Raw genomic sequence first — 26,466 nt, 5'->3', positions numbered from 1 at the left:
GGGCCTGGGGTTGCGCGGAAAAACCGGAAAGCTAGATCGCGGCCACGGCCGCCATGGCGTCCTCTCTGATCAGGTCGACGGCCTTCTCGGCCATCATCACGGCGGGCGCGTTGGTGTTGCCCGACACCAGCGTGGGCATGGCCGAGCAGTCGATCACGCGCAACCCCGCCACGCCGTGCACGCGCAAGCGCGCGTCGACCACGGCGAGCGCGTCGCTGCCCATGCGGCAGGTGCCGGTGGGGTGGAAGATGGTGGCGCCGTTGTTGCGGCAGAACTCGAGCAGGTCGGCATCGCTCCCGGCCTGCGGGCCGGGCTTGACCTCGCGCTTCACATACGGGCGCATCGCAGGGGCCTCGGCAATGGCGCGCGCCGCCCGCACGCCGGCCACGGTGGTGGCGCGGTCGAGCTCGGTGGACAGGTAGTTGGGCTGCATCTCGGGCGGCTCGGCCGCGTCGAGCGAGCGGATGCGCACATGGCCGCGCGACTCGGGCCGCAGCTGGCACACCGACATCGTGAAGCCCGAATACGGATGCACCTTGCCGCCCGCCATGTCGGCCGAGAGGGTCGCCACGTGGAACTGGATGTCGGGCGTGGCCGCCACCGGCCGGCCGCTCTCGTCCTTCAGTGCGCGCATGAAGCAGCCGCCCTGGTTGATGCCCACCGCCAGCGGACCGGTGCGGTGCAGCAGCCATTCCATGCCCATGCCCATCTGTCCGAACCAGGAGTTGAGCTGGTCGTTGGTGGTGATGGGCCTGGTGCATTCGTAGCCCAGGCGGATCTGCAGGTGGTCCTGCAGGTTCTCGCCCACGCCGGGGAGTTCGTGCACCACCGGGATGCCGAAGCGCTCCAGCAGCGCGCGTGGACCGATGCCTGAGAGCTGCAGCAGCTGCGGCGATTGCAGCGAGCCGGCCGACAGCAGCACCTCGGCGCGGCAGCGCGCGGTCTTCATCGCACCGCCCTGGCGGTAGACCACGCCCGCGGCGCGGCGCCCGTCGAACACCAGCTTGCCCGCGAGCGCGTCGGTCTCGATGCGCAGGTTGGGCCGCTGCTTCACCGTGGGTGTCAGGTAGGCCTTGGCGGTGCTGCAGCGCCAGCCCTTGTGCGTGGTCAGCTGGTAGTAGCCGGCACCTTCCTGCACGGCGCCGTTGAAGTCCCGCGTGCGCGGCACGCCGACCTGCCCGGCGCCTTCGATGAAGGCCTCGATGAGTTCGTGCTTCGCGGCGATGTCGGACACCTTCAGCGGACCGCTTCCGCCGTGGAAGGCGTCGCCGCCGCGTTCGTTGCCTTCGGACGCGATGAAGTAGGGCAGCACGTCGTCGTAGCCCCAGCCGGTGTTGCCGAGCGCGGCCCAGTGGTCGTAGTCCTCGCGCTGGCCGCGGATGTAGATCAGCCCGTTGATCGAACTGGAGCCGCCCAGCGTCTTGCCGCGCGGCCAGTAGATGCGGCGGCCGTTCATGTTCGGGTCGGGGTCGGTCTCGAAGCGCCAGTTGTAGGTGGGGCTCCACATCGTCTTGCCGTAGCCGATGGGCAGGTGGATCCATAGCGAGCGGTCGGGCGGGCCGGCCTCGAGCAGCAGCACGCGCGTGGCCGGGTCCTCGCTCAGGCGCGCGGCCAGCACGCAGCCGGCGGAACCGGCGCCGACAACGATGTAGTCGAACTCTTCATCAGGCATGCAATGGGGTCCTGGAGTGGAACAATCGCGAGGCTCGGCCGCATACTAGGCCAATGATTTTCGGAACGCAATGTTCCATTTTTAAGGTTTACCCGCATGCCCCGTTCCGCGCGCGCCCCGGTTGCAGTGCCCGACGCAGTGATTTCGCCAGTGGTTTCCGCCGATGAAGCCGAGACCGCCTCCGGCTCTTCCGCCGAGCGCAGCCTTCGCCTCCTGGCGCTGCTGGCCAACGAGGGCCGTGCCCTCACGCTGGCCGAGCTGGCTGCCCGGCTCGGCCTGCCCAAGGGCACCGCGCACCGCATCTGCACCCAGCTGCTCGGCGCCGGCTTCCTGGCGCGCGACGTGGACGAGCGTTCGTTCAGCGTCGGCCCCGCGCTGCGCAAGCTGGCTTTCGACACGCTCAACCACGGCGTGGTGCGCGGGCTGCGTCATGAGGTGCTGTCGGAGCTGGTGCGCCAGGTCGGCGAGACCTGCAACCTGACCACGCTCGACGGCGCGCAGGTGCTGTACCTCGACCGCGTCGAGGCGCAATGGCCGCTGCGGCTCACGCTGGACGTGGGTTCGCACGTGCCCCTGCATTGCACCGCCAGCGGCAAGCTGTTCCTGGCGTCGATGCCGCAGAAGGAACGCGACGCGCTCATCGACAGGCTGCCGCTGGAGCGCATGACGGCCAACACGCTGGTGACGGCCGAGGCGCTGCGCACCGAGTGCGAAGCGATCGCCAGGGGCGGCTACTCGTGCGACCGCGAGGAGTTCATTGCAGGGCTGGTGGCCGTGGCCGTGCCGGTGCGCGATGCGGCGGGCCTGGTGCGCGCCGCGCTGGCGGTGCACGCGCCGACGGCGCGCATGTCGATGGACGATGCGCTCGAGCGCATCGATGCGCTGAAAGCCGCCGCCGCTCGCATGAGCGGGCTGCTCTGAGCCCTGCGCGGGTGCGCCTCGCCTATTCTTCGTAGCCGATGTCGAGGCGCACCAGCGCGCCGCGGCTGTCGATGCGCTCGGCGCGAAAGTAATGACGGCCGCGGTAGCCGTTGAAATGCAGCGGCAGTGCCACCGGATCGCCCCAGCTCGTGATGCTGAAGCCTTCGCCGCGCAGCCAGCGCAGCAGGGCATCGAGGCGTTGCGCATCGGCTTCCACGCGGATGTCGGCGTCGGCCGGCGGCGTGCCCTGCGGATCGGCGAGCCATCGCGCGAAGCTGCCGATCAGCGTGAAGGCATGGCCGTGCGCGCGCAGGGCGTCGAGCAGCCCTGAGGTGGCCTGCAGGTCGATGCGCTCGCGCTCCTTGCGGAACACCAACGCGTATTCGTGTCGGCGATCGGTGTGTGACGTGGCGGTGTCGTTCTCACCCGCGTGGGGATACACCAGCACCCGTTCTTCCACCATCGTGAAGAGCGCGCCGAGGATGCGCGCCAGGTCGAAGGCCTGCGGCAGCACGCGATCGCCGACGCGCACGTTCTCCACCATCGCGATGCAATGGCCACCCTCGCGCAGCTTCGCGCGCACGCCATGGAACACGTCGCGCAGGCCGTCGAGGTACTGCGCGTAGCTGCGGCTGTCGTAGAGCTGCGAAACCGCCGCGGCGCCCGTCCAACGGCAGCCGAAGTAGGGCACGTTGGTCAGGCACAGGTCGATGTCCGGGAGCGTGGCGCCGTCGAGTGCGTCGCACGATCCGTGCAGCAGGGTCAGGCCATCGCCGAGGCCGTGGCGCGCGAGCCGCTCGCGAATCAGCGAAATGCGGCCGGCATCGACCTCGCAGCCGGCGGCCGTGCGGCCTTGGAGCCGTGCCGCGAGCAGCGTGGTGCCGAAGCCGGCGAACGGGTCGAAGACGGTCTCGCCCGGTTGCGAGAACTGCCGCACGAACGGCGTCATCTGCTCGACCCAGCCGCAATCGCGCCCGCCCAGCGGATCGCGTGCGCGCAGGTCATCGGGCAAGCGGTGGCGCGGCGACTCCGATTCGAGCATCATCCAGCTGTGGCTAGGCATGGGCACGTGCCTCTTCGCTGCGGGTGTCGAGCAGCACGTCGCGCCCGGGCTCCCAGCCCGCGCACAACTGTCCGTCGGGAAAGTAGACGAGCTTGTAGACATCGCCGCTGGCATGGCGTTGGTGCATGGCGCCATAGTCGGCGCTTTCGAACACCACGCGAAGCCCGGTCGCGGTGCGCAGGCGCAGGTTCCAGAAATAGTAGCCCTCGGTCAGGTGTTCGAGTGTCCAGCCACGCGAGACGGCGTTGTCGAGGCAGGCCGCGAGCAGTTCGTCCATCGGCACGCGCCGGGCGTGCAGGTAGCGCGCGGTGGCGTTGTCGCGGTAGCTGCTGTCGAGCCGGGAGAACTCCCGGAACACCACCGTGCCGGCGCCGCAGCGCTGCGCCCATTGCAGGTACGCCGACACATCGGCCGGCTGCGCCACGCCGCCGCGCTGGAGAATGCACACCAGCCGCAGCGCCACCGCGTCGGCAAGTTGCCGCGCGGTGCGCTCGAACACCGCCTGCTCGCCGATGGCCACTTCGGGCCTGAACCGCATGATGGCCTGGTTGGCGGCGCCGTCATGGTGATGGCGCGACAGTTCGAGCCAGCTCAGTCCGAAGTCTTGCAATGCACTGCGCAGTTGCGCGCCGCGGGGTGCGGCGAAGCCCGCGCCGTTGCTGTAGAGCACGCGCTCCTCGACCACCGGACCGTCGCGTTCGCCGGCGGCCAGCGTGTCGAGCAACTGCAGCATCCAGCCGGCGTCGTCGCTGGTTTCCAGGCCCGAGAGCGACCACGACAGCGGCACGCCGCGCAGTGCCCGCAGCGCGCGTGCGAGGCCGTCGAAGTAGCCGGTGTCGGGCCGCAGGCGGGACGCCGCGATCGAGCCGTCGGCCTTGCGCAGGTTCTCCGAGCAGAAGCCGCAGCGTGCCGAGCACGGCTGCACCGACGCGTAAGGCGTGAAGGTGATCGGCTGCGCGAAGCGGCGCGGCACGCCGCCAAGACGGTGCGTGTGCCAGCGCAGGCCTTCGTCGGCATCGGGAGCGCGCATGGCCACCTGGCCGACCGCCGCGCGCAGGCGATCGAACAGCGGCGAACTCGCGCTGCGCGGCAAGGCGGCGATGGCGACCTTGCGCACATCGTGGATCGGGATGCGCGAGCTTGGGGAAGACATGTCGATGGCTGGACGATGAATCGAGTCTGGCGTCACCGTGCCACCATGGGCTACTTCACCAGGCGGCAATGCGTGAGCTTGGGCGAGGGTACCAAGGCCGTGGCCAGGAAGCCCTCGTTGAGGCATTCGAAAACCAGGTTCGACGACAACTGGAAGGGTGCCATCTTCTGGTCCTTGAACTTCGGCTTCAGGGCTTCCTGGTCGCCGACCTCGAAGTGCGTGTCGAACTGCGCGCCGTCGTCGGTGACCGCGCCGAAATAGGTGCCGCCCGCTTCGCTGCCCATGCGCATCACGCGGCCGCTGAACGCCAGGCGTTTCTGCGTGTACGTCGTGCCAGCGTGCTGGGGATTGGCCTTGTACGCGTTGACGATGTCGTTGTAGCTCTGGACAGGCGCCGCGTCGTCGGCCTGCGCGCCGCCGTGCCAGAGCGCGGCAGCGGCGAGCATCGAGAGTGCTGGAAGGAAGGCGGCCAGCCGGCCGGCAATTGCTTGCATGTGGTTCAACCCTGGGAGTTTTTCTGGATGGCGACGCTGCAGGTGCCTGCGCCTGTCGCGCAAGCGGCGTCGCTGTGCCTCGATGGCCCGGTGAATATACAAGCGTGTGCACGCCGAAAACTGTCTCCCGATGGCATCGGCGGGTCGAGAATCCGGCGTATCCGAAGTGGGGGCATGCCATGTCGAAGGTCGTCGAGTCCATCCGCAGTTTCAACGCAGGCCGCGACCCCGAGCGCCTTGCGATGAAGTACGCGCACCTGCGCGCCAGCCCCTTCGTCTTTCTGCGCGGCACCTGCCACCTGTTCTACGACCGCCTGCCGCACGATGCGGTGCTCGCCGGTGCGCCGGCCGGGTGGCTGTGCGGCGACGCGCACCTGGAGAACTTCGGCAGCTACAAGGGCGACAACCGGCTCGTGTACTTCGACCTCAACGACTTCGACGAAGCCGCGCTGGCGCCCGTCACCTGGGACCTGGTGCGTTTCCTGTCGAACGTCCTCGTGGCCGGCGACGGCCTGCTCGCCGGTGCCGGCAAGGCCGATGCGCTGTGCAAGGCCTTTGTCGACGCCTACGCCGGCGCGCTCGTTGCCGGCAAGGCACGCTGGATCGAGCGCGACACGGCCAACGGCCTGGTCAGGGACCTGCTCGGCACGCTCAAGGCCCGCAGCCGTTCCGACCTGCTCGACCATCGCACCGACCGCAAGGGCCGCGGGCGTCTCATCCGCTGCGACGGCAAGCGCGCACTGAAGGCCGACGACGAGGCGCGCGCCCGTGTCACCCGGCTCATCGACACATTCGCTGCCACGCAGGACAAGCCCGGCTTCTTCAAGGTGCTCGACGTCGCGCGGCGCATCGCGGGCACCGGCAGCCTGGGCGTGGAACGCTTCATCGTGCTGGTCGAGGGCAAGGGGTCGCCCGACGGCAACTACCTGCTCGACCTGAAGCAGGCGCTGCCTTCGTCGCTGTCGCCGCACCTGAAGCTCGCGCAACCCGCATGGCCGTCGCAGGCACACCGCGTGGTCGGGCTGCAGCGCCGCATGCAGGCGGTGTCGATGGCGTTCCTGCACCCCATCGTGCCCGCGGACGATACCGCATCGTCCTGCGTGCTGCGCGGCCTCCAGCCCAGCGAAGACCGCGTGAGCCTCGGCGCCGCGGGCACCAGCCTCGAGCAGGTCCGCGGCGTCATCGGCGACATGGGACAGCTCATCGCCTGGGCGCAACTGCGCAGCGCCGGCCGTCAGGGCTCGGCCACTGCGGACGCGCTGGTCGACTTCGGCGGCTCGGCGAAGTCGTGGGGTGGCGACCTGCTCGCGGCCGCGCATGCGTGCGCGGCGCAGGTGAGGTCGGACTGGAAGGACTACTGCGAGGCCTTCGATGCGGGGGCGATGGCGCTGCCCCCGCCGAAGAGATAAGGGCGCCGGTTACTTCGCAAACAACCTCGAGATATCCGCAAACGCCTTCAGCTCCAGCGCGTTGCCCGACGGGTCGAGGAAGAACATCGTGGCCTGCTCGCCGGGCTCGCCCTTGAAGCGGATGTAGGGCTCGATGACGAAGCGGGTGCCGTGCGCCTTGAGCCTTTCGGCGGCGGCCTCCCAGTCGGCCAGCGGCAGCACGATGCCGAAATGGCGCACCGGCACGCCGTGGCCGTCCACCGCATTGAGCTGGCTCGTGCCCGTGGCCTCCGGTGCGAGGTGCGCGACGATCTGGTGGCCGTAGAAGTTGAAGTCGATCCACTCCGGAGAGCTGCGGCCTTCTGGGCAGCCGAGCGTTTCGCCGTAGAACTGGCGCGCCAGCGCGAGGTCGTGCACCGGAAATGCGAGATGGAACGGCGACAGCATGCCGGGGTTGGAGGTGGGGGCCTTCATGTGCGTGGTACCTGATGGATCGTGGATGGGCAGGGAAACTGCAGCGATCGTAGGACGGCCCATACAAAAATAAAATCAATATATATTTGTGCCGAGCATCGAAAGGATTGGTCAATGATTCGCGAGCTCAAGACCCTGATTGCCGTCGCGCGCGAGGGCACCTTCTCCGCAGCGGGCGAGAAGATCGGGCTGACGCAGGCGGCGGTCAGCGCGCAGATGCAGCGGCTGGAGGCCGAACTGGGCTTTGCGTTGTTCGACCGCACCGGCCGCTCCGCGCAGCTGAACGCGGCGGGCCGCCAGACGCTGGCGCAGGCCGAGGAGCTGGTGCGCCTGTACGGCAATCTCGGTGCCGGCGCGGCGGAGGATGCCTCTGCGGCGCGCGTGATCGCCATCGGCGCGATCGCCTCCGCGCAGCGTTCGGTGCTGCCCGACGTGCTGGCCCGCTTCCACAAGCAGCACGAGGGCTGCCGCACGCGCGTGGTACCGGGCGTGTCGATGTCGCTCTTCGATCAGGTCGACGCGGGCGAGCTCGACATGGCGCTGATCATCCGCCCGCCGTTCTCCATGCACGGCGACCTGCGATGGACCACGCTGGCGCGCGAGCCCTTCAGGCTGCTGGTGCCGCGGCGGCTGAAGGGCGACGACTGGTCGGAGATTCTCGCGAGCCATCCCTTCGTGCGCTACGACCGCGTGTCGTTCGGCGGCCGGCAGGTCGATCGCTTCCTGCGCGCTTCGCACCTCGACGTGCGGGACGTGTGCGAGGTCGACGAGCTCGAAGCCATCGTCGGCCTCGTGGCGAAGGGCCTGGGCGTGGCGCTGGCGCCCGAGACCGCGCCGCATCGCCGCTGGCCGGCGGGAGTGCGCGCGATCGACCTGGGGCAGCACACCTTCCATCGCGAGGTCGGGCTGGTGCATCGCAACAGCCGCAGCCTGGGCGCGGCGGCGCGCGCGTTGTCGGCGCTGGTGGCCGCGGCCTATCCGGCGCCGGCTTTCACGCGCTGAACCTCGCGCCCCAATCAGCCGATCAGGCTGGCCAGCGCCCGCACCACGCTCACCGCGGCCAGCGCGATGAGCAGGTTCAGCACATGCTTCCTGAACTGTTCGGGGGACACGCCCTTGAACGAGCGCTGTCCGTACCAGATGCCCGCGAGCATTGCGGGTGCGAGCCACAGCGCCCACTTGAGCGTGGCCGCGCCCATCAGGTTGCCCGACGCGTGCGCCGATGAAGGTATCAGCGCCGCGCAGACCAGCGCCACGAGGTCGCTGAACAGCAGCAGCGCGATCAGCGTGGCGCGCAGCGCGGCCGGTGCCATCTTCGTGGTGCTCAGCAGCACTGCGATGGCGATGCCGCCGATGGCCGCCACGCCGTTGATGAAACCCGATGCCAGCCCGGCTGCGAACCGCACGCCGCGCGTGGGCACCAGCGTGACGTGCGCACCTCCGCGCAGCAGCAGCGCGGCGGCCATCAGCAACGCGCCGATCAGCAGGCGCAGCGGCGTCTCCGGCAGCCATGCGAGCAGCGCGACGCCGATGGGTATGCAGATCAGGTTGCCCAGCATCAGCCAGCTGAGCCAGGGCATGTCGACATCGCGCGCGATGCCGCGCAGCTGGCTCACGCTCGCGAGGATCTCGAGCATGAAGATGGCGGGCACGACGAGCGCCGGCGACACCACCAGCGACATGCCGGCCACGGTGATGGCCGAGAAGCCGAAGCCCGCGAAGCCGCGCACGACGCCGGCCGCGAACACCACGCACAGGCTGTAGGCCAGCGTGGCTGGTGCCAGCGGCGGCACCAGGAGTTCCGCCGCCGTCATCCTGCGAAGAGCGGCAACAGCTTCAGGCGTTGCACCTTTCCGGAGGGTCCGCGCGGCAGGTCGCGCACGAAGCGGTAGTGCCCGGGCGACTTGTAGCGGCCCAGCGCGCCGGCGGCGAACTCGCGCAGCTCGTCCTCGGTGCAGGTGCAGCCGTCGCGCAGCACGATGCACACGCCGATCTCCTGGCCGTAGTGGCGGTCGGGCACGCCGACGGCCACCGCCTCGAGCACGGCCGGGTGGCGCAGCATCACCTCGTCGATCTCGCGCGGCGCGATGTTTTCGCCGCCCTTGATGATGAGCTCCTTGATGCGGCCGGTGACGAAGAAGAAGCCGTCGCCGTCGCGGTGGCCCAGGTCGCCGGTGCGCAGCCAGCCTTCGGCGGTGAAGCTGGCGCGGGTGGCTTCCTCGTTCTTGTAGTAGCCGAGCATCACGTTGGGGCCGCGGATCACGAGTTCGCCCGTCACTCCGTCGGGCAGGGCCGCCATGTCGAGATCGACCACGTCGGCCACGCAGCCCGACGCACGGCCCACCGAACCGAGCTTGCGCGCGGCCGGCTCCATCGGGTTCGAGAACGACGGCGCGGCGGTCTCGGTGAGACCCATGGTCTCCACGATGCCGATGCCGAACATCTGCTCGAAGGCGCGGTGGTGCTCGGGCGGCAGCGCGGCCGAGGCCGATCGGCAGAAGCGGATCGCGAGCGTCTGCGCCAGCGGCGGCTTCGCGCCTTCGAGCAGGTACGAGATCATTGTGGGCACCACGTTGATCCAGCTGCACTGAGTCTGCGTGGCCTGTTCCCAGAAGCGGCCGGCCGAGAACTTCGGCGGCATCGCCAGGCTGCCGCCATGCGCCAGCGGTGCGAGCATGGTCACCACGAAGGCGTTGATGTGGTACAGCGGCAGCACCGCGAGCACGCGGTCCGACGGTTGCAGCCGGTGCTCGGCGCTGATGGCCTGCGCGTTGGCCGCGAGGTTGCGCTGCGTGAGCATCACGCCCTTGGGCATGCCGGTGGTGCCGGAGGTGTACATCAGGAGCGCGACGGCGTCGGGCGAGGGCGCGAGTCCGCCGGTGGCCATTTCTTCCTCGTCCGGCAATGCCTCGGCTTCCGGATCGACCACCAGCAGTTTCACCGGACGCTCGAAAGCCTCGACGATGTCGCGCACGCGCGCTTCCCATTCGGGCGCGACGCACACCACGCGGCAGTCGGAGTGCGCGAGCACGTAGCGCATCTGCTCGGGCTGCGACAGCAGGTTGACCGGATTGACCACGAAGCCGCCGTGCATCGCGCCCAGCAACAGCCGCAGCGTCTGCAGGCCGTTGGGCATGACGACGGACACCGTGTCGCCCGGCCGCATGCCCTTGCCCTCCAGCACCGAGGCGACACGGCGGCATCCGCGTTCGAGTTCGCTGAAGGTGATGTGCCGGTCGGTCTCCGTGGCGCGCGCGTACACCGCATGCGGCTGCGTGCGAGCCTGGTGCCCGATCAGTTCGTGAACCGTCGTGGCCGTGGCTTGCGGTGGGGCCATCGCGGTGCTCACTTCGCGCCGTGCGCGGCAAAGAAAGCGCCGAAGATCTCGTCCTCGGTCGGCACCACTTCCGGAATCGGCCGCGACACCCGCGTGATGTTCAGGTAGTGGCGGTAGTTCATGTTGTCGGAGAAGTTGTTCTTGCCCCAGGTGCCGCAACCCATCGAGAGCGAGAACGGCAGGCCGTTGTCGAAGCTGCCGCCGGTGGCGATGCAATGGGCCTGGTCGACGATGACGCGCGACACCGGCAGCGTGAGGCCGAGAGACAGTGCGCGTTCGGGCACGGCGCTGTGCAGCCCCACCGAGTGCCCCGCGCCTTCGTAGGCGTAGATGCGCGCGACCGTGGCGGCAGCCTCTTCGAAGTCGCGCGCCGCATACACCGCCAGCACCGGACTGAGCTTTTCGCCGGAGAACGGGTGGTCGTGGCCCACGCCGTCCTCCGCCACCATCAGGATGCGCGGCTCGGCCTCGGCAATCGCCTGCCATGCAGCGCGGTTGGCACCGTCGAGCGCGGCCGCGCGCTCGGCAATGGTGCGCGCCGACTGCCCGATGACGGCGGGAGAGAGCTTGCCTTCAGGCCACATCAGGGCCTGCAGCGTGGCTTTCTGGCCGGCAGCGAGCATCACCGCGCCGCGATCCTTCAGCGCGGCGAGCATCTGCGCGCGCACTGCATCCACGACGACCAGGCTGTTCTCCGACGAGCAGCTGGTCGCGTTGTCGAAGGTCTTCGAACGCACGATGCGGTCGGCCGCGGCGGCGACGTCGGCCGTCTCGTCGACGATCCCCGCCACATTGCCCGCGCCCACGCCGAAGGCCGGCGTGCCGCTCGCATAGGCCGCGCGCACGTTGGCCTGCGAGCCGGTGGCCACCACCAGGTCGCACAGGCGCATCAGCTCGGCGGTCGACTGCTTGCTGACGGGCGACGGCAGCAGCTGCACCAGGTCGCGCGGCGCGCCGATGCGGTCGAACTGCGCATGGATGAATTCGATGAGCCGCGCCGCCGTCGACCAGCCCTTGGGCGAGGGCGCCACGATGACCGCATTGCGGCCCTTCAGCGCATTGATGATCTTGTTGGCCGGCGTCGCACCCGGGTTGGTCGAGGGCGTGATCGCGCACACCACCCCCACCGGCCGCGCGATCTCGACGATCCCGCGCGCCGGATCTTCCGCGATCACCCCCACCGAACGCGCGCCGTGCAGGTCGCGAAGCAGCCCGAAGGTCTTGCGGTGGTTCTTGCGCACCTTGTCCTCGACGTTCCCCACCCCGGTGTCCGCAACCGCCAACTCGGCCAGCTCGCGGTTGCGCGCCGGCTCGATGATGGCCCAGCCTGCAGCCACCACCACGGTGTCGACCTGCGTCTGCGACCAGGTCTCGTAGATGCGCTGCGCCACCCGCGCCCGCGCCACCAGGTCAACAACGGAAAAAGAGGACGATGTGTGTTCCATGATGTTCAAAGAAAGCTGCCTGTCGTATTCATTCGGGAAACACCGAGGAACCGGCTTTGCCGGGCCTCCGGTGTTGCCCCCGGTAGGGGGAAGGAGAAGCGACACGAAGTGCGCGAAGCCTGGGGGCGAGCCTCAGTCCACTTTGATGCTGGCCTCTTTCGCGAGCTTCTGCCAGCGCACCAGCTCGGTGGTCACGACCTTGCCGAGCTGCTCCGGCGTGCCGCCCACACCCTCGCTGCCTTGCGCCAGCAGCTTGTCGCGGATGTCCGGCTCCTTCACCACGGTGTTGATGACGCGGTTGAGCTTGTCGATGGCAGGCTGCGGCGTTTTCGCGGGCACGAACACGGCGTACCACGAGTCCACGTCGAAGTCGGGAATGCCGGCCTCCTGCATCGTCGGCACGTCGGGGAAGGCCGCGCTGCGCTTGGTGGTGGACACCGCGAGCGCCTTGAGCTTGCCGGCCTTCACGAACTGCGCGGCGGCCGGAATGGACACCCACAGCAGCGGCACCTGCCCGCCCATCACGTCGGTCACGGCCGGGCCGCCGCCGCGGTAGGGAATGTGCGTCATGCGTGTGCCGGTGCGCAGCTTCAGCAGCTCGCCGGCGAGATGGCCCGGCGAGCCGTTGCCCACCGATGCGAACGAGATGCTGTCGGGCTTGGCCTTGGCGAGTGCGACCAGCTCGGCCACCGTGTTCGGCGGGAACTGCGTGTTCGCCACCAGGATCTGCGGCAGCGACGCGACCATGCCGACCGGCGCGAAGTCCTTCGCGGTGTCGAAGCTCAGCTTGTTGTAGATGGCCGGGTTGATGGTGTGCGACGACAGCGTGAACAGCACCGTGTAGCCGTCGGGCGCGGACTTGGCCACCACCTCGGTGCCGATGGAGCCGGCCGCGCCGCCGCGGTTGTCGATCAGCACCTGCTGGCCCAGCAGCGAAGAGAAGCGCTCCTGCACGATGCGCGCGATCACGTCGGTGCCGCCGCCGGGTGGGTAGGGCACGATCAGACGGATCGGCTTGTTGGGATAGTCGCCGCCGTTGTCCGCATGCGTCGCGAACGGCACGGCGAGCAGCGACATCGCGGCCAGGGCCGCAAGGCCGGCGCGCAGCCGGGAAACCAGGAACCGCTTCATTCGAGTCTCCTTCTCTTTGGGGTGTTCGCACCGGCGCCGGCTTGCGCGGCCTGCGCCGCGCGATAACCGAGCGCGACGCTGGCGTCGCGTGCGCAGGCCGTGATGCGGCCGGCCAGCTTGCGTGCCTGCGTGCGAGCGAAGCGGATCGATGGCACGCTCATGCCCACCGCCGCCACGGCTTCGCCGCGTGCGTTGAACACCGGCACGCCGAGACCGCAGACGCCGAGGCGCCACTCCTCGCGGTTCTCGGCATAGCCGCGTTCCCGCGTGCGCGCCAGTTCTAGAGAGAGCGCATCGAATTCGGTGATGCTGTTCTTCGTGTGTGCCACCAGCGGACCGAGCCGCTGCTGCAGCGCGGCCGTGTCGAGCGATGCCGCGGCGAGCAATGCCTTGCCCGAGGCCACGCAGTAGGCCGCGGCCCGGCCGCCGACGCGCGAGTAGGCGGCCACGGGCAGCGGGCTGTCGAACTTGTCGAGGTAGACGATCTCCGCGCCGTCGAGCACTGCGAGGTGGATGGTTTCGCCCGTGGCCTGCGCCAGCGCCGCGAGGTGCGGCCGAAGCAGCACGCCCACGTCCGCCGCTTCGCCCACCAGCGCGCCGAGCTCGAACAGCTTCAGGCTCGGGCGGTAGGCGCTGGTGCCGGGGTCCTGCACCGCCCAGCCGCATTCGACCAGCGTCTGCAGCGTGCGGTGCGCATTGCTGCGCGCCATGCCGAAGGCCTGCGCCAGTTCGGTGACGCGGCAGTCGCGCTGCTGCCGTGCCATCCATTCGATGGCGGCAAGGCCCTTGGCAAGCGTGGAGTCCATGCGGTTGTCGTCTCCGTTGTTCCAAATGCTGGAACGCTGTCCTTGGATTTGAAACGCAATGTAGGAACGCCTGTGCGCTTTTGTCAATCGGGGACTTGGATGTAGTGCCAAACGCCTCAGGGCTTACGGCTCTTGAGGGTCCTCCGCGAGCTTCAGGCCATAGAGCGTCGTTAGCGCATCGAGCATCCTGTTTTTCCTGTAGGCAATGAAGGCGGCGTGGTCATCCCACAGGACATCGTCGGCTGGCGGTATGCAGTCGTATGAATGCCAGTACTTGCTGCCGTCCGCGCTGTTGAAGTACTCCCTTGGATGCCGATTCGATTTTGTTCGGTTGATCTCCGCTGGCAACGGCTGGAAGTTCCAGAGCACGTCGACGGCGGACTGGTAGGCCGTGGTCCAGCCTTCGAGCTTGAGCGGAAAGACATGGTCGACCTGCGGCTTCCGGTCGACGAAGACATAGCTGCGGCCAGGCATGAGGACCTTGGTGGCGAACCATGGTTGTCCCAGCAATTGGTACTCGTGAAGTTCGGACGTGCGGTTCTTCTGGATGGCGATGCGCCGGATCTCTTCGAGCGGAAAGGGCTTTCCGTGCCGTCCTGCGCTCATCGACTCCCTGGCGAAGGCCGTGACCATGGTCTGGGTGTTCCAGTCACAGAATTGCGAGAGCAGGAAGTACTGATGTATCAACGCCACATCCACGGCCTTCATCATGTGGATGCGCCACTCATGGCCACCTTGCTTGCGCCGTGTCAGGTAGGCGGCGATCGGCAGCACCGCGAGCCAGCGAGGCACGATGGACGCGTGGTTGATGTTGAACAAGCCCTTCAGATAGCCTGAAAAAAGTTCTACGAGCGGCGCTGTATCGGCCTGCAGCAGGCTCCTGAACTCCTCCACATCCTTGGCGTTCAACCGGTCTTCCTCGATCCGGGTCGTGTTCTTGATGAGCAGATGGAAGAATTGCAGGGCCGAAGAGGAGGAGAAATGGATGCCGCCGCTTTTGGCGGTGATGCGCTCCGAAAGCGCCCAGAGCTTCTCCTCGTAGTCTGATTGCACGGCCTTGATCTTGCCGAGTACGAGCTCCAGCTGTGTCAGCGCGATGCCGCCTGTGTTCAGCCGGCGGAAGACTTCGTTGACTTCATGCGGCGTGGTCGCTTTGACCGGAAAGAATGCGATGGACTTGTGGCTGGTGTCCACGAAGATGTGCCAGAGCGCGCTCAGGTTCACGCGGATCCTGAGGCGTGCGTCGGGATCTTGTCCGCCGGCGGGAAGAACCGTTTCCTCAAGTCTGACTTTCTCTTCTTCCGAGCACACCTTGCTGGCCAACTCCGTCATGCGCAGGTATCGCAATTCGGATGCTGCGCTAGCGTCGCGGAAAAGAAAGCCGGACTCGTCGGTTTCGGCCTGTTTGGCATCGAAGAGCAGGTCGTAGTGCAACACACGGCCGTTGAAGCGATGACGCAGCACGGAATACAGGGTTTGCAAGCGTTGCTGGCCGTCGTAGACGAGAGCCTTTGGCGCGCCCCAGAGGCCCTCGTCTACCTGGTGGGCGAAACGCCCTGGCGCGTAGTCCTCCACGAATCGGCGGTACGGCACCTTTTCCGTGGTCTCCCATAGAACGACTCCGCCAATGGGATAACGCTTCAGCAGGGAGTCGAGCAGCAGGCACACATAGTCCTCCGACTCATGGCGTGCACCCCACACATACTGGCGCTGAACCTGCGGCAAGAACCAGCCCGCGTTCGGTGCGTTCAGTTTGTCCAGCGCTTCGCGCACGGAAATACCGTCATAAGACATGTTTTTTATCCAGGGTGAACTGTTGGTCGGCGTCGATTCGCCGAGGACGCAGGATAGCTGCCCGAGGCCCTCCGCCTTCTGCTTCAGGCGCCGGAGGCCTCAGCGCCGGTGCTGCCCCGCCATGAGTCCTGTCACCTCCCTGAAGATGGCGTTGCCGCTGGAGCTGGCCAGGTCGAGCACGTGGCTGCGGCTGTAGTAGGGGCTCAGGTCGAGGCCCACGCCGATGCCGGCGATGGCGATGTCGCCGCGCTGTTCCTGGCGCGCGACCACGTCGCGCAAGTGGTGGTCGAGGTAGTGCGCGTCGTTGGCGAGGTGGGTGGCGCTGTCCATGGGTGAACCGTCGGAGATCACCAGCAGCAGCTTGCGCGCCTCGCTGCGCTGGCGCAGCCGCGCGCAGGCCCAGTCGACCGCCTCGCCGTCGATGCCCTCGCGGAACAGGTCTGCCTTCAGCAGCGCTGCCATGGCAGGGCGTGCGCGGCGCCACGGCGTGGCGGCAGCCTTGAAGACGATGTGGCAGCGCTCGTTGAGGCGGCCGGGGTGGGGCGGGCGGCCCGCGCGCACCCATTCGCGCTGCGGGCGTCCGCCATTCCACGCGCCGGTGGTGAAACCCAGCACCTCGCTGGTAACGCCCGCCTGTTCGAGCGCGCGCGCGAACACGTCGACCATCATCGCGACCGACTCCGCATGCTCCTTCATCGAGCCCGAGCAGTCGATGAGAAAGGTGACGACGCAATCGGCCACGGGCGCCATGCGCTCGGTGCGGAACAGCCGGCGCTCGGCGGGCGAAGCGACCAGCTGTGCGAGCCGCCGTCCGTCGATGAGCCCTTCTTCCTGTCCGCCGTCCCAGCCGTCGCGCTCCGGATCGGCCAGCAGCGCGCGCAGCTCGCGCGCGAGCCGGGCGATGTTCACGCCTTGCGCGGCGATGCGCCGGTCGAGCTTCTCGCGGTGTCCTGCAAGCACTTCCTTGCGCGCGAGTGCGGCTGCATCGTACTCGCGGTCGTAGGCCGCGGTGAACACGCGGTAGGCGCCCGCCGCTTCGTCGAGCACCGCGCTGCGGCCCGACTCGGCGGTGGTGAAGCGTTCGACGATCTCCTGATCCATGTCGGCGACGAGGCTGAACACGCTGCGCTTGTCGTCCACATGCGGATCGCGCGCGGCGCTGCCGCCTTCCTCGCCGGCGTCGTGCAGCATCGCAGCCACGGTGCGCGCGATGGCGAGCGCGTGCACTGCGTAGGCGGGCTGGTCGTTGCGGTCGCGGCGCAGGCCTGCCAGCGCATGGCCGATGAGCGGCGCGAGCGCGAAGCGCGTGGCCTCGAGCATGTCTTCGGTTTCTTCCACCACCTGCTGGCCGGTGACGCGGGCGCGGCAGATCTGCGCCACGGCGTACAGCAGCAGGCCGCGCGCGGTGTCGGTGAGCCCCGAATGGTGAAAGGCCAGCGACCACTGCTCGTGCCGGTGGCGCAGGTTGCGGCGCATGCCCGCCATGGTCTCCGGCGCCATGGCCTCGACGCGGAACTGTTCGAGCATCTCGAACAGCATGCGTTCGACGGGCTCCTCGGGCCGCAGGCTGTCGTGCACCACCGCATCCGACTTCGACAGCCGCAGCGCCAGTCCGTCGGCCACCCCGCGGAACGAGGCGAAGTCGTCCCTTTCGGGCGAAGGATGCAGGTGCGGCGCGAACCACGGCAGCGCGACGCGGCCACGATGCAGACGCCGCCCGCGAAAGTGCAGGTCGCGCTCTCCGCTGAAGGCGCGCACCACGCCCGCGCACAACTCGGCCACCAGCTCTTCCTGCCGCACCCGGCGCTGCATCGCGCTGGCGGAAGCAGGCGCGCCGGTCATTCGCGCGCGCCTCCCGAGAGCTGGTGCGACTCCTGCAGTTCGCGGTCGAAGCAGCGCTGGAAATACTCGGCCACCAGCGGGCGTTCGGCGTCGTCGCACTTGTTGAGGAACGACAGGCGGAAGGCCAGTGCCGGGTCCTTGAAGATCTCGACGTTCTCCGCCCAGGTGATGACGGTGCGCGGCGACATCAGCGTGGACAGGTCGCCCGCCGCGAAGCCCTTGCGCGTGAGGTCGGCCACGGCCACCATCGACGCGACCAGTTGCGAGCCCGCCGCGTCGGCCAGCGAAGGCACGCGCGCCTGCACGATGGCGATCTCTTCCGCGGCCGGCAGGTAGTTGAGCGAGGCCACGATGTTCCAGCGGTCGATCTGCGCATGGTTGAGCCGCTGCGCGCCGTGGTACAGCCCGTTGAGGTTGCCCAGGCCCACCGTGTTGGCCGTGGCGAACAGGCGAAAGAACGGATGCGGGCGCAGCACCCTGTTCTGGTCCATCAGCGTGAACTTGCCGTCGCGCTCCAATATGCGCTGGATGACGAACATCACGTCGGGCCGGCCCGCGTCGTACTCGTCGAAGATCAATGCCACGGGCCGCTGCAGAGACCACGGCACGATGCCTTCCTGGAACTCGGTGACCTGCTTCCCGTCGCGCAGCACCACCGCGTCCTTGCCGACGAGGTCGAGCCGGCTGATGTGGCCGTCGAGGTTCAGCCGCACGCAGGGCCAGTTCAGCCGTGCCGCCACCTGTTCGATGTGCGTCGACTTGCCCGTGCCGTGCAGCCCCTGCACCATCACGCGCCGGTCGCGCATGAAGCCCGCGAGGATGGCGAGCGTCACGTCGGGGTTGAAGCGGTAGACGGCATCGACCTCGGGCACGTGGTCGTCCAGTTCTTCGCGATGGCTGAAGGCGGCCACCTGCAGGTCGGTGTCGATGCCGAACACCTCGCGCACGCTGAGCATTCGGTCCGGGCGGAGTTCTGCGGTGTCGGTCACGGAAGGCTTCCTTTGAAACGGGTCAGGCCTGCGCGCGGTCGGTGGCCGCGCCGGCGTCGATGCGGCTCAATGCCTGGGCGGCGCGTTGCAGCGCGGGCAGCAGCGTCTTCGCCTTGGCTGCGTCCAGGCGCATCACCGGCGCCTGCACGGCGATGCACAGGTTCGAGGGCGCGTCGTCGCCCGAAGGCACCAGCGTGGCGATGCACAGCAGGCCGGGCAGGAACTCTTCGTGGTCGATGGCGTAGCCGTCCTTGCGCACGCGCTGCACTTCCTTCTCGAGCGCCTCGGGGTCGGTCAGCGTCTTCGCGGTGTAGGCCTCCAGCGGCGCGTTCGACAGCAGGCGGCGGCGCTGCGCGGCGCTCATCTGCGACAGGAAGATCTTGCCGCTGGCCGAGCAGTGCGCCGGCACGCGCGAGCCCGAGTGCAGGTAGAAGCGCAGCGGCGCGGCGGTCTCCACGCGATCGAGGTACACCACCTCGCTCCCCGAGAGCGCGGTGAGGTTGCAGCTCTCGCCGATTTCCTCGACCAACTGGCGCAGCACCGTGTGGCGCGCACCGTGCAGGCTGTCGTTGAGCAGCAGGTTCTCGGCCAGCCGCCGCAAGCGCGTGCCGATGCCGTAGTGCCGCCCGTCGCCTTCGCGCTGCAGCAGGCCCGAGCCTTCGAGCTGCTGCAGCATGCGGTGCAGCGTGGGCTTGGGCATGCCGGTTTCCTCGACGAGGCCCTGCAGCGAATAGCGCTGGTCCTTTGCGGCCATGACCTCGAGCAGCCCGAACAGGCGCATGGTGGGCGAGTCGCCCCCGGGGGCGGCCGGTTCGACTGCTTGCACGGGGAGCCCTTTGACGATCTTCATGGGCCGGATCATAGGTGTTCTACAAAAAAAGAGACAAGGCGTTCCGATTTTTGTAAATTGTTTGACGGCGGCAGGATGCCGTCCTATATTCCGCCGGAATGAATTTCGGAACAAGTCGTTCCGACTTTTAGAGCGAAACCCGCCCCTTCATCCTTCCAGGAGACGCCTCCCATGAGCCAGAAGCAAGCCGCCGCCCCCGCACGCGAAGCCGTCACCGGCGTGCAGAAGATGACGCCCTCCGAGGCCTTCGTCGAGACCATGGTCGCCAACGGCGTGACCGACATCTTCGGCATCATGGGCTCGGCCTTCATGGATGCGATGGACATCTTCGCGCCCGCGGGCATCCGCCTGATCCCGGTGGTGCACGAGCAGGGCGGTGCCCATATGGCCGACGGCTACGCGCGGGTGTCGGGCCGCCACGGCCTCGTGATCGGGCAGAACGGACCCGGCATCAGCAACTGCGTGACCGCCGTGGCCGCGGCCTACTGGGCGCACAGCCCGGTGGTGATGATCACGCCCGAGACCGGCACCATGGGCATGGGCCTCGGCGGCTTCCAGGAAGCCAACCAGCTGCCGATGTTCCAGGAGTTCACCAAGTACCAGGGCCATGTGAACAACCCGAAGCGCATGGCCGAGTACACCGCGCGCTGCTTCGACCGCGCCATCTCCGAGATGGGCCCCACGCAGCTCAACATCCCGCGCGACTACTTCTACGGCGAGATCCAGTGCGAGATCCCGAAGCCGATGCGCGTGGAGCGCGGCGCGGGCGGCGAGAACAGCCTGAACGCGGCGGTCGAACTGCTGGCCTCTGCGAAATTTCCCGTGATCCTGTCGGGCGGCGGCGTGGTGATGGGCGACGCCGTGGCCGAGTGCCAGGCACTGGCCGAACGCCTGGGCGCGCCCGTGGCCAACGGCTACCTGCGCAACGACTCGTTCCCCGCAAGCCACCCGCTGTGGGCCGGCCCGCTCGGCTACCAGGGCTCCAAGGCCGCGATGAAGCTCATCGCGCAGGCCGACGTGGTGCTCGCGCTCGGCTCGCGCATGGGCCCGTTCGGCACGCTGCCGCAGCACGGCATGGACTACTGGCCGAAGGACGCGAAGATCATCCAGGTGGAGGCCGACCACACCAACCTCGGGCTGGTGAAGAAGATCACCGTGGGCATCCACGGCGACGCCAAGGCCACGGCCACGGAACTGCTCAAGCGCCTGCAGGGCAAGACGCTGGCCTGCGACGCCACCAAGGCCGAGCGCGCCGGCAAGATCAAGGCCGAGAAGGCCGCGTGGGAAAAAGAGCTCGACGAGTGGACCCACGAGCGCGACCCGTTCAGCCTCGACGCGATCGAGGAAGCCAAGGGCGAGAAGACGCCCACCGGCGGCAGCTACCTGCATCCGCGCCAGGTGCTGCGCGAACTCGAGAAAGCCATGCCGCCCCGCGTGATGGTCTCCACCGACATCGGCAACATCAACGCCATCGCCAACAGCTACCTGCGTTTCGAGGAGCCGCGCAGCTTCTTCGCGCCGATGAGCTTCGGCAACTGCGGCTACTCGCTGCCCACCATGATCGGCGCGAAGTGCGCCGCGCCCGACCGCCCCGCCGTGGCCTACGCGGGCGACGGCGCCTGGGGCATGAGCATGGTGGAGATCATGACGGCGGTGCGCCACGACATCCCGGTGACGGCGGTGGTCTTCCACAACCGGCAGTGGGGCGCGGAGAAGAAGAACCAGGTCGACTTCTACAACCGCCGCTTCGTGGCGGGCGAACTCGAAAGCGAGAGCTTCGCGGGCATCGCCAAGGCGATGGGCGCCGAGGGCATCGTGGTCGACAAGCTCGAGGACGTGGGCCCGGCGCTGAAGAAGGCCATCGACATGCAGATGAACGAAGGCAAGACCTGCGTCATCGAGATCATGTGCACGCGCGAACTGGGCGACCCGTTCCGTCGCGATGCACTGTCCAAGCCGGTACGATTCCTCGACAAGTACAAGGACTACGTCTGAACCCATGACCGATTCGCTGCTGACGCTCAACGCGGGCTCGTCGTCCATCAAGGTCGCATTGTTCGATGCGGCCGCTCCGGGTGGCGGCGACGCGTTGCCGTCGGCACGATGGTCGGGCCAGGCCGACGGCCTGGGTGCAGGCCTGAAGGCGCGGCTGCGCGTGCGCGACGCGAGCGGGCAAACGCTGCTCGACGAAGCGCTCGACGGCGCGCAGGCCTCGCACCAGGGCGCGCTGGCTGCGCTGCTCGACTGGCATGCGAGACGGAACCGGGAGGAGGACGCGGGCGGGCGCATTGCCGCGGTGGGGCACCGCATCGTGCACGGCGGCACGGACTTCGTGGCGCCGGTGCGCGTCGATGCAGCCGTGCTCGAGGCGCTGGCCCGGCTCGGGCCGCTCGCGCCGCTGCACCAGCCGCACAACCTGGCGGGCGTGCGTGCGGCCATGGCCGCGTTCGAAGGCGTGCCGCAGGTGGCCTGCTTCGACACCGCCTTTCATGCGGTGCAGCCCGAGGTCAACCGGCGCTTTGCCCTGCCGCGCGAACTGCACGACGCAGGCGTGCGGCGCTACGGCTTTCACGGCCTGTCGTACGAATCGATCGTGGCGCAGTTCGGCGGCATCGCTCCCGAGCTCGCGCAACGGCGGGTGATCGTCGCGCACCTGGGCAACGGCGCTTCGATGTGCGGCATGGTGCGGGGCCGTTCGGTCGCGACCACGATGACCTTCTCTCCGCTCGACGGCCTGACGATGGGCACGCGCTGCGGGAACATCGACGCAGCCGTCGTGCTGTACCTGCTGCGCTCGCGCGGCATGTCGCCCGACGATGTCGAGAAGCTGCTGTTCCGCGAGTCGGGCCTGCTCGGCATGTCGGGCGTGTCGAGCGACATGCGCGCGCTCGAGGCATCGGCCGAGCCCACTGCGGCACAGGCCATCGGGCATTTCGCCGAGCAGGTCGTGCAGCACATGGGCAGCCTCGCGGCGGCCCTGCGCGGCGTCGATGCGATCGTGTTCACCGGCGGCATCGGCGAGAACGGTGCGTCGCTGCGCGAACGCATCCTGCAGGACTGCGAATGGCTGGGCGTGCATGTCGATGCCGCGGCCAACCGCAGCGGCGCCGCGCGCATCACCACCCCCGAAAGCCCGGTGAGCGCATGGGTGCTGCGCACCGACGAGGAAGCGGTGATCGCGCGGCACACGGCGCGCGTGCTGAGCGCCTGAGCTGCTGCGCCGCAGGCCGCGTCAGCTTCGGGCCGACGCGCGCGGCACGCTTGCGCCGCAGTGGCGCAGGAAGTCTGCCGTGGCGCCACCCAGCAGCTTGTCGCGGTGCATCACCGTCGCGAGCTTGCGAACGCCGGCCGGCAACCGTGTGCGCAGCTCGACCAGGTGCCCGTCTTCCAGCGCCTGCGCCACCGTATAGCGCGACAGGCATGCCAGGCCGGTGCCGGCGGCCACCACGCGCTTGATGGCCTCGGTGCTGCCCAGCTCGAAGCCCACCTTCACCTGCTCGAGGTTCTGGATCAGCCAGGCATCGGTGACCTGCCGCGTGCCCGAGCCATGCTCGCGCAGCACCCAGGTGGCCTGCGACAGCTGCCTGTGGGTGGCGACGCGGCCCGCCAGCGCATGGCCGGGTGCCGCGACGATCACCAGCTCGTCGCTGCGCCACGCGCGCACCACCAGGTCGGGGTGCGTCTGCGGCCCTTCGATGAAGCCCACGTCGACGTCGAAGCCGGCCACCGCCTGGATCACATCGTGCGTGTTGGCGATGTGCAGGTGTACCTGGCTTTGCGGGTGCAGGGCCGTCCACTGCGACACCCGCTCCGGCAGCAGGTATTCGCCGATGGTGAAGCTCGCCGCGACGCGCAGCGGTGCCGCGTGCTCGCCGCTGAAGAGCGTCTGCACTTCGCCGGCCTGGTCGAGCAGCGCCTGTGCCTTGGGCAGCAGGGCGCGGCCGTTCTCGTTGAGCACCAGCCGGCGGCCGATGCGGTCGAACAGCAGGGCGCCGACGGATTCCTCGAGGTCGGCCAGCGCACTGCTGGCGGCCGACTGCGATCGCGCGATGCGGTCGGCCGCCGCGCGGGTGCTGCCGCCGCGCGCGGTGGCCACGAACACCTCGAGCTGGCGCAGGTTGAGACGAAGGCGGTGGCTCGCTGTCTGATCTGTTTTTCCGGTCATGGTGAGCGGTATTCTCTGCTTTTCCGATTGATGGCGGCTCCCTAATATCGGCATCGCCACGCTTGAAAACAAAGGACCGCCAGTGTTCAGCTTCCTGTCTCGCGAACCCGTGCACGACCCGCTGGTGGCGCCCACGCCCACGGCCGACACCACGGTCAAGACCACCACCTGCTACATGTGCGCCTGCCGCTGCGGCATCCGCGTGCACCTGCGCGAGGGCGAGAAGGGCCCGGAGGTGCGATACATCGACGGCAACCCCGAGCATCCGCTGAACAAGGGCGTGATCTGCGCCAAGGGCTCGTCGGGCATCATGAAGCAGGTGTCGCCGGCGCGCATCACGCAGCCGCTGCTGCGCAAGGCCGGCAGCGAGCGCGGCGCCGGCGAGTTCGAGCCCATCAGCTGGGAGCGAGCCTACGACATGCTGACCGAGCGGCTCGGCCGCATTCGCGCGACCGATCCGAAGAAGTTCGCACTGTTCACCGGCCGCGACCAGATGCAGGCGCTCACCGGCCTGTTCGCGCGGCAGTTCGGCACGCCCAACTACGCGGCGCACGGCGGCTTCTGCTCGGTCAACATGGCCGCGGGAATGATCTACACCATCGGCGGCAGCTTCTGGGAATTCGGCGGGCCCGACCTGGAGCGCGCCAAGCTGTTCGTGATGATCGGCACCGCCGAGGACCACCACAGCAATCCGATGAAGATCGCCATCAGCAAGTTCAAGCGCGACGGCGGGCGCTTCATCTCGATCAACCCGGTGCGCACCGGCTACTCGGCGATCGCGGACGAGTGGATTCCCATCAAGCCCGGTACCGACGGCGCGCTGTTCATGGCGCTGCTGCACGAACTGATCGCGAGCGACCTGATCGATCATGCGTTCCTCAAGCGCTTCACCAACGCACCGCAGCTCGTGGTGCTGGACGACTGCGAGAGGCAGGGGCTGTTTGCCTTCGACCCCGATCCGCAGCGCGGTCCGCCCGGGGACGGCCGCAACCCGCACAACAAGCTCGTGTGGGACACGCGCAGCGGCAGTGCGAAGAACGCGTACCCGGAAGGCATTGCCGATGGCTGCGATCCGGCGCTGGAGGGCCACTACACGCTCGCCGACGGCACGCGCGTGGCGCCTTCCTTTCAGCTGCTGCGCGAGCGCGTGGCGAGCTGCACGCCGGAGTGGGCGCAGGGCATCACCGGCATCGATGCGCAACGCATCCGCAAGCTCGCGCGCGAGATGGGCGAGACCGCGCTGAAGCAGGCCTTCGAGCTGCCCATTCCGTGGACCGACGCATGGGGCAAGAAGCACCCCACCACGCAGGCGCGGCCCGTGGCCTTCCATGCGATGCGCGGGCTGGCGGCGCATTCCAACGGCTTCCAGACGGTGCGCGCGCTGGCGATCCTCATGAGCGTGCTCGGCACCATCGACGCGCCGGGCGGGTTCCGGCACAAGGCGCCGTACCCGCGGCACATCGTGCCGAACTACCGGGCGTTCAACGACCCCGGCATGATCCAGCCGAACACGCCGCTCAACGCTGCGCCGCTGGGGTTTCCGGCGAGCCCGGACGAGCTGGCGATCAACCCCGACGGCTCGCCGATCCGCATCGACCATGCGTTCTCCTGGGAGCATCCGCTGTCCGCGCACGGGCTCATGCACAACGTGATCACCAACGCGGCCAAGGGCGACCCGTACCGCATCGACACGCTGCTGATCTTCATGGCCAACATGGCGTGGAACTCGAGCATGAACACCATGGGCGTGCGCGAGATGCTCAACCGCAAGGACGAGAAGGGCGAGCACATGATCCCGTTCCTGGTGGTGTGCGACGCCTTCCAGAGCGAGACCGTGGCCTTCGCCGACCTCGTGCTGCCCGACACCACCTACCTCGAGCGCCATGACGTGATGGGCATGCTCGACCGGCCGATCTCTGAGTTCGACGGGCCGGTCGATTCGGTGCGCATTCCGGTGGTGCCGCCTACCGGCGAGTGCAGGCCCTTCCAGGAGGTGCTGATCGAACTCGCCTCGCGGCTGAAGTTTCCGGCCTTCACCACGGCGGAGGGCGGTCGCAAGTACGGCGGCTACACCGACTTCGTCGTCAACTTCGAGCCGCAGCCGGGCATCGGCTTCCTGATGGGATGGCGCGGAAAGGACGGCACCGAGCACCTGCGCGGCGCGCCGAACCCGAAGCAGTGGGAGGCCTATGCGCAGAACAACTGCGTGTTCCAGTACCACATGCCCGAGACCATGCACTACATGCGCAACTGGAACCGGGAGTACCTCGACTTCGCCAAGGACAAGGGCTGGCGCCAGCGCAACGATCCGGTGCAGCTGGCGCTGTACTCCGACACGCTGCAGAGCTTCCGCCTCGCGGCGCAGGGCAAGAGCCCCGGCCGTCAGCCGCCCGACGCCTTGCGCGAGCGCATCGACACCTACTTCGATCCGCTGCCGTTCTGGTATTCGCCGCTGGAGGAGGCGGCGACCGATCTCGAGGCCTATCCCCTGAACGCGCTCACGCAGCGGCCGATGGCCATGTACCACTCGTGGGACTCGCAGAACGCGTGGCTGCGGCAGATCCACAGCCACAACTACCTGCATGTGAACCCTCTCACGGCGCAGGCCGCAGGCATTGCCGACGGCGGCTGGTGCTGGGTGGAAAGCCGCTGGGGCCAGGTGCGCTGCATGCTGCGCTACAGCGAAGCGGTGGAGCCGGGCACCGTGTGGACCTGGAACGCGATCGGCAAGGCCGACGGTGCCTGGCAGCTTGCGCCGGGTGCGGACGAGGCACGCAAGGGCTTCCTGCTGAACCACCTGATCAGCGAGGAGCTGCCTTGCGCGGGCACCGCGAGCGGAACCATCAGCAACTCGGACCCGATCACCGGGCAAGCGGGCTGGTACGACGTGCGTGTGCGGATACGGCCTGCAGAGCCGGGCGAGCCGGAAGAAAGCTTTCCGC

21 protein-coding genes are annotated in these 26,466 nt (G+C 68.4%); 6 read left to right on the top strand and 15 right to left on the bottom strand.

Annotated elements, in window-relative coordinates:
- Window positions 1-31: 31 nt before the first annotated feature.
- On the bottom strand, window positions 32-1,672 hold the full coding sequence (locus AACL56_RS26600; protein ID WP_339092981.1) for a GMC family oxidoreductase: 1,641 nt from the start codon (window positions 1,670-1,672) through the stop codon (window positions 32-34).
- 96 nt (window positions 1,673-1,768) lie between these two features.
- Between AACL56_RS26600 and AACL56_RS26595 the strand changes: the two genes are divergently transcribed.
- A complete protein-coding gene (locus AACL56_RS26595; protein ID WP_339092980.1) occupies window positions 1,769-2,593 on the top strand; it encodes an IclR family transcriptional regulator in 825 nt (274 codons plus the stop codon).
- 22 nt (window positions 2,594-2,615) lie between these two features.
- Here AACL56_RS26595 and AACL56_RS26590 read toward each other — a convergent pair whose 3' ends face one another.
- Genes AACL56_RS26590 through AACL56_RS26580 form a run of 3 tightly spaced genes read right to left on the bottom strand, consistent with a single transcriptional unit; the run spans window position 2,616 to window position 5,303 of the window.
- A complete protein-coding gene (locus tag AACL56_RS26590) occupies window positions 2,616-3,656 on the bottom strand; it encodes a DNA methyltransferase (protein WP_339092979.1) in 1,041 nt (346 codons plus the stop codon).
- Entirely contained in the window at window positions 3,649-4,809 is a 1,161-nt protein-coding gene (locus AACL56_RS26585; protein ID WP_339092978.1) for a hypothetical protein, read from the bottom strand. The genes AACL56_RS26590 and AACL56_RS26585 overlap by 8 nt, the downstream gene beginning before the upstream one ends.
- A gap of 50 nt (window positions 4,810-4,859) precedes the next feature.
- Window positions 4,860-5,303, bottom strand: coding sequence for a hypothetical protein (locus tag AACL56_RS26580; protein ID WP_339092977.1), 444 nt, complete (start codon window positions 5,301-5,303; stop codon window positions 4,860-4,862).
- Between the two features lie 179 nt (window positions 5,304-5,482).
- Between AACL56_RS26580 and AACL56_RS26575 the strand changes: the two genes are divergently transcribed.
- Complete coding sequence (locus tag AACL56_RS26575; protein ID WP_339092976.1) at window positions 5,483-6,712, top strand: DUF2252 domain-containing protein; 1,230 nt, start codon at window positions 5,483-5,485, stop codon at window positions 6,710-6,712.
- Between the two features lie 9 nt (window positions 6,713-6,721).
- Here AACL56_RS26575 and AACL56_RS26570 read toward each other — a convergent pair whose 3' ends face one another.
- The gene (locus AACL56_RS26570) at window positions 6,722-7,165 is read right to left on the bottom strand and encodes a VOC family protein (RefSeq protein WP_339092975.1); all 444 of its coding nucleotides are present in this window, start codon (window positions 7,163-7,165) and stop codon (window positions 6,722-6,724) included.
- 114 nt (window positions 7,166-7,279) lie between these two features.
- Between AACL56_RS26570 and AACL56_RS26565 the strand changes: the two genes are divergently transcribed.
- Complete coding sequence (locus AACL56_RS26565; protein WP_339092974.1) at window positions 7,280-8,167, top strand: LysR family transcriptional regulator; 888 nt, start codon at window positions 7,280-7,282, stop codon at window positions 8,165-8,167.
- Between the two features lie 14 nt (window positions 8,168-8,181).
- Here AACL56_RS26565 and AACL56_RS26560 read toward each other — a convergent pair whose 3' ends face one another.
- From AACL56_RS26560 to AACL56_RS26520, 9 genes are all read right to left on the bottom strand, one after another.
- Window positions 8,182-8,979: a sulfite exporter TauE/SafE family protein gene (locus tag AACL56_RS26560; RefSeq protein ID WP_339092973.1), complete on the bottom strand. Its 798-nt coding sequence runs from the start codon at window positions 8,977-8,979 to the stop codon at window positions 8,182-8,184.
- The gene (locus AACL56_RS26555; protein WP_339092972.1) at window positions 8,976-10,502 is read right to left on the bottom strand and encodes an AMP-binding protein; all 1,527 of its coding nucleotides are present in this window, start codon (window positions 10,500-10,502) and stop codon (window positions 8,976-8,978) included. Before AACL56_RS26555 ends, AACL56_RS26560 begins: the two co-directional genes overlap by 4 nt.
- Window positions 10,503-10,510: 8 nt before the next feature.
- Window positions 10,511-11,947, bottom strand: a complete 1,437-nt coding sequence (sauS, locus tag AACL56_RS26550) for an acylating sulfoacetaldehyde dehydrogenase (protein WP_339092971.1) — start codon at window positions 11,945-11,947, stop codon at window positions 10,511-10,513.
- Between the two features lie 132 nt (window positions 11,948-12,079).
- Window positions 12,080-13,078, bottom strand: coding sequence for a tripartite tricarboxylate transporter substrate binding protein (locus AACL56_RS26545; protein WP_339092970.1), 999 nt, complete (start codon window positions 13,076-13,078; stop codon window positions 12,080-12,082).
- Window positions 13,075-13,884: an IclR family transcriptional regulator gene (locus tag AACL56_RS26540; RefSeq protein ID WP_339092969.1), complete on the bottom strand. Its 810-nt coding sequence runs from the start codon at window positions 13,882-13,884 to the stop codon at window positions 13,075-13,077. Before AACL56_RS26540 ends, AACL56_RS26545 begins: the two co-directional genes overlap by 4 nt.
- 123 nt (window positions 13,885-14,007) lie before the next feature.
- The gene (locus AACL56_RS26535) at window positions 14,008-15,678 is read right to left on the bottom strand and encodes a DUF262 domain-containing protein (RefSeq protein WP_339092968.1); all 1,671 of its coding nucleotides are present in this window, start codon (window positions 15,676-15,678) and stop codon (window positions 14,008-14,010) included.
- A 99-nt stretch (window positions 15,679-15,777) separates the two neighbouring features.
- Window positions 15,778-17,520, bottom strand: a complete 1,743-nt coding sequence (locus AACL56_RS26530; RefSeq protein ID WP_339092967.1) for a cobaltochelatase CobT-related protein — start codon at window positions 17,518-17,520, stop codon at window positions 15,778-15,780.
- Window positions 17,517-18,509 carry an AAA family ATPase gene (locus AACL56_RS26525; RefSeq protein WP_339092966.1) on the bottom strand — a complete coding sequence of 331 codons (993 nt, stop codon included), beginning with the start codon at window positions 18,507-18,509 and terminating at the stop codon, window positions 17,517-17,519. Before AACL56_RS26525 ends, AACL56_RS26530 begins: the two co-directional genes overlap by 4 nt.
- 22 nt (window positions 18,510-18,531) lie before the next feature.
- Window positions 18,532-19,371 carry an IclR family transcriptional regulator gene (locus AACL56_RS26520; protein ID WP_425337081.1) on the bottom strand — a complete coding sequence of 280 codons (840 nt, stop codon included), beginning with the start codon at window positions 19,369-19,371 and terminating at the stop codon, window positions 18,532-18,534.
- Window positions 19,372-19,530: 159 nt separating this feature from the next.
- Between AACL56_RS26520 and xsc the strand changes: the two genes are divergently transcribed.
- Window positions 19,531-21,354 carry a sulfoacetaldehyde acetyltransferase gene (gene xsc / locus AACL56_RS26515; RefSeq protein ID WP_339092964.1) on the top strand — a complete coding sequence of 608 codons (1,824 nt, stop codon included), beginning with the start codon at window positions 19,531-19,533 and terminating at the stop codon, window positions 21,352-21,354.
- A 4-nt stretch (window positions 21,355-21,358) separates the two neighbouring features.
- Window positions 21,359-22,570: an acetate/propionate family kinase gene (locus tag AACL56_RS26510; protein WP_339092963.1), complete on the top strand. Its 1,212-nt coding sequence runs from the start codon at window positions 21,359-21,361 to the stop codon at window positions 22,568-22,570.
- Between the two features lie 21 nt (window positions 22,571-22,591).
- On the opposite strand, the gene AACL56_RS26505 is transcribed toward AACL56_RS26510, so the two are convergent.
- Window positions 22,592-23,524 carry a LysR family transcriptional regulator gene (locus tag AACL56_RS26505; protein WP_339092962.1) on the bottom strand — a complete coding sequence of 311 codons (933 nt, stop codon included), beginning with the start codon at window positions 23,522-23,524 and terminating at the stop codon, window positions 22,592-22,594.
- 82 nt (window positions 23,525-23,606) lie between these two features.
- On the opposite strand from AACL56_RS26505, the gene AACL56_RS26500 reads away from it, so the two are divergent.
- Window positions 23,607-26,466: molybdopterin oxidoreductase family protein (locus AACL56_RS26500; protein WP_339092961.1), on the top strand; the 2,860-nt coding region annotated here is incomplete at its 3' end.

This window comes from Variovorax paradoxus, assembly GCF_902712855.1.
Classification (GTDB): domain Bacteria; phylum Pseudomonadota; class Gammaproteobacteria; order Burkholderiales; family Burkholderiaceae_C; genus Variovorax; species Variovorax paradoxus_Q.
The sequence above is the reverse complement of the archived record's forward strand: the minus strand, read 5'-3'. Positions and strand labels throughout refer to the sequence as shown.

What these genes read in the sequence shown, in the direction of transcription:
- AACL56_RS26600 (WP_339092981.1), bottom strand. Translation starts at nt 1,672, where the DNA reads ATGCCTGATGAAGAGTTCGACTACATCGTTGTCGGCGCCGGTTCCGCC.
- AACL56_RS26595 (WP_339092980.1), top strand. Translation starts at nt 1,769, where the DNA reads ATGCCCCGTTCCGCGCGCGCCCCGGTTGCAGTGCCCGACGCAGTGATT.
- AACL56_RS26590 (WP_339092979.1), bottom strand. Translation starts at nt 3,656, where the DNA reads ATGCCTAGCCACAGCTGGATGATGCTCGAATCGGAGTCGCCGCGCCAC.
- AACL56_RS26585 (WP_339092978.1), bottom strand. Translation starts at nt 4,809, where the DNA reads ATGTCTTCCCCAAGCTCGCGCATCCCGATCCACGATGTGCGCAAGGTC.
- AACL56_RS26580 (WP_339092977.1), bottom strand. Translation starts at nt 5,303, where the DNA reads ATGCAAGCAATTGCCGGCCGGCTGGCCGCCTTCCTTCCAGCACTCTCG.
- AACL56_RS26575 (WP_339092976.1), top strand. Translation starts at nt 5,483, where the DNA reads ATGTCGAAGGTCGTCGAGTCCATCCGCAGTTTCAACGCAGGCCGCGAC.
- AACL56_RS26570 (WP_339092975.1), bottom strand. Translation starts at nt 7,165, where the DNA reads ATGAAGGCCCCCACCTCCAACCCCGGCATGCTGTCGCCGTTCCATCTC.
- AACL56_RS26565 (WP_339092974.1), top strand. Translation starts at nt 7,280, where the DNA reads ATGATTCGCGAGCTCAAGACCCTGATTGCCGTCGCGCGCGAGGGCACC.
- AACL56_RS26560 (WP_339092973.1), bottom strand. Translation starts at nt 8,979, where the DNA reads ATGACGGCGGCGGAACTCCTGGTGCCGCCGCTGGCACCAGCCACGCTG.
- AACL56_RS26555 (WP_339092972.1), bottom strand. Translation starts at nt 10,502, where the DNA reads ATGGCCCCACCGCAAGCCACGGCCACGACGGTTCACGAACTGATCGGG.
- sauS (WP_339092971.1), bottom strand. Translation starts at nt 11,947, where the DNA reads ATGGAACACACATCGTCCTCTTTTTCCGTTGTTGACCTGGTGGCGCGG.
- AACL56_RS26545 (WP_339092970.1), bottom strand. Translation starts at nt 13,078, where the DNA reads ATGAAGCGGTTCCTGGTTTCCCGGCTGCGCGCCGGCCTTGCGGCCCTG.
- AACL56_RS26540 (WP_339092969.1), bottom strand. Translation starts at nt 13,884, where the DNA reads ATGGACTCCACGCTTGCCAAGGGCCTTGCCGCCATCGAATGGATGGCA.
- AACL56_RS26535 (WP_339092968.1), bottom strand. Translation starts at nt 15,678, where the DNA reads ATGTCTTATGACGGTATTTCCGTGCGCGAAGCGCTGGACAAACTGAAC.
- AACL56_RS26530 (WP_339092967.1), bottom strand. Translation starts at nt 17,520, where the DNA reads ATGACCGGCGCGCCTGCTTCCGCCAGCGCGATGCAGCGCCGGGTGCGG.
- AACL56_RS26520 (WP_425337081.1), bottom strand. Translation starts at nt 19,371, where the DNA reads ATGATCCGGCCCATGAAGATCGTCAAAGGGCTCCCCGTGCAAGCAGTC.
- xsc (WP_339092964.1), top strand. Translation starts at nt 19,531, where the DNA reads ATGAGCCAGAAGCAAGCCGCCGCCCCCGCACGCGAAGCCGTCACCGGC.
- AACL56_RS26510 (WP_339092963.1), top strand. Translation starts at nt 21,359, where the DNA reads ATGACCGATTCGCTGCTGACGCTCAACGCGGGCTCGTCGTCCATCAAG.
- AACL56_RS26505 (WP_339092962.1), bottom strand. Translation starts at nt 23,524, where the DNA reads ATGACCGGAAAAACAGATCAGACAGCGAGCCACCGCCTTCGTCTCAAC.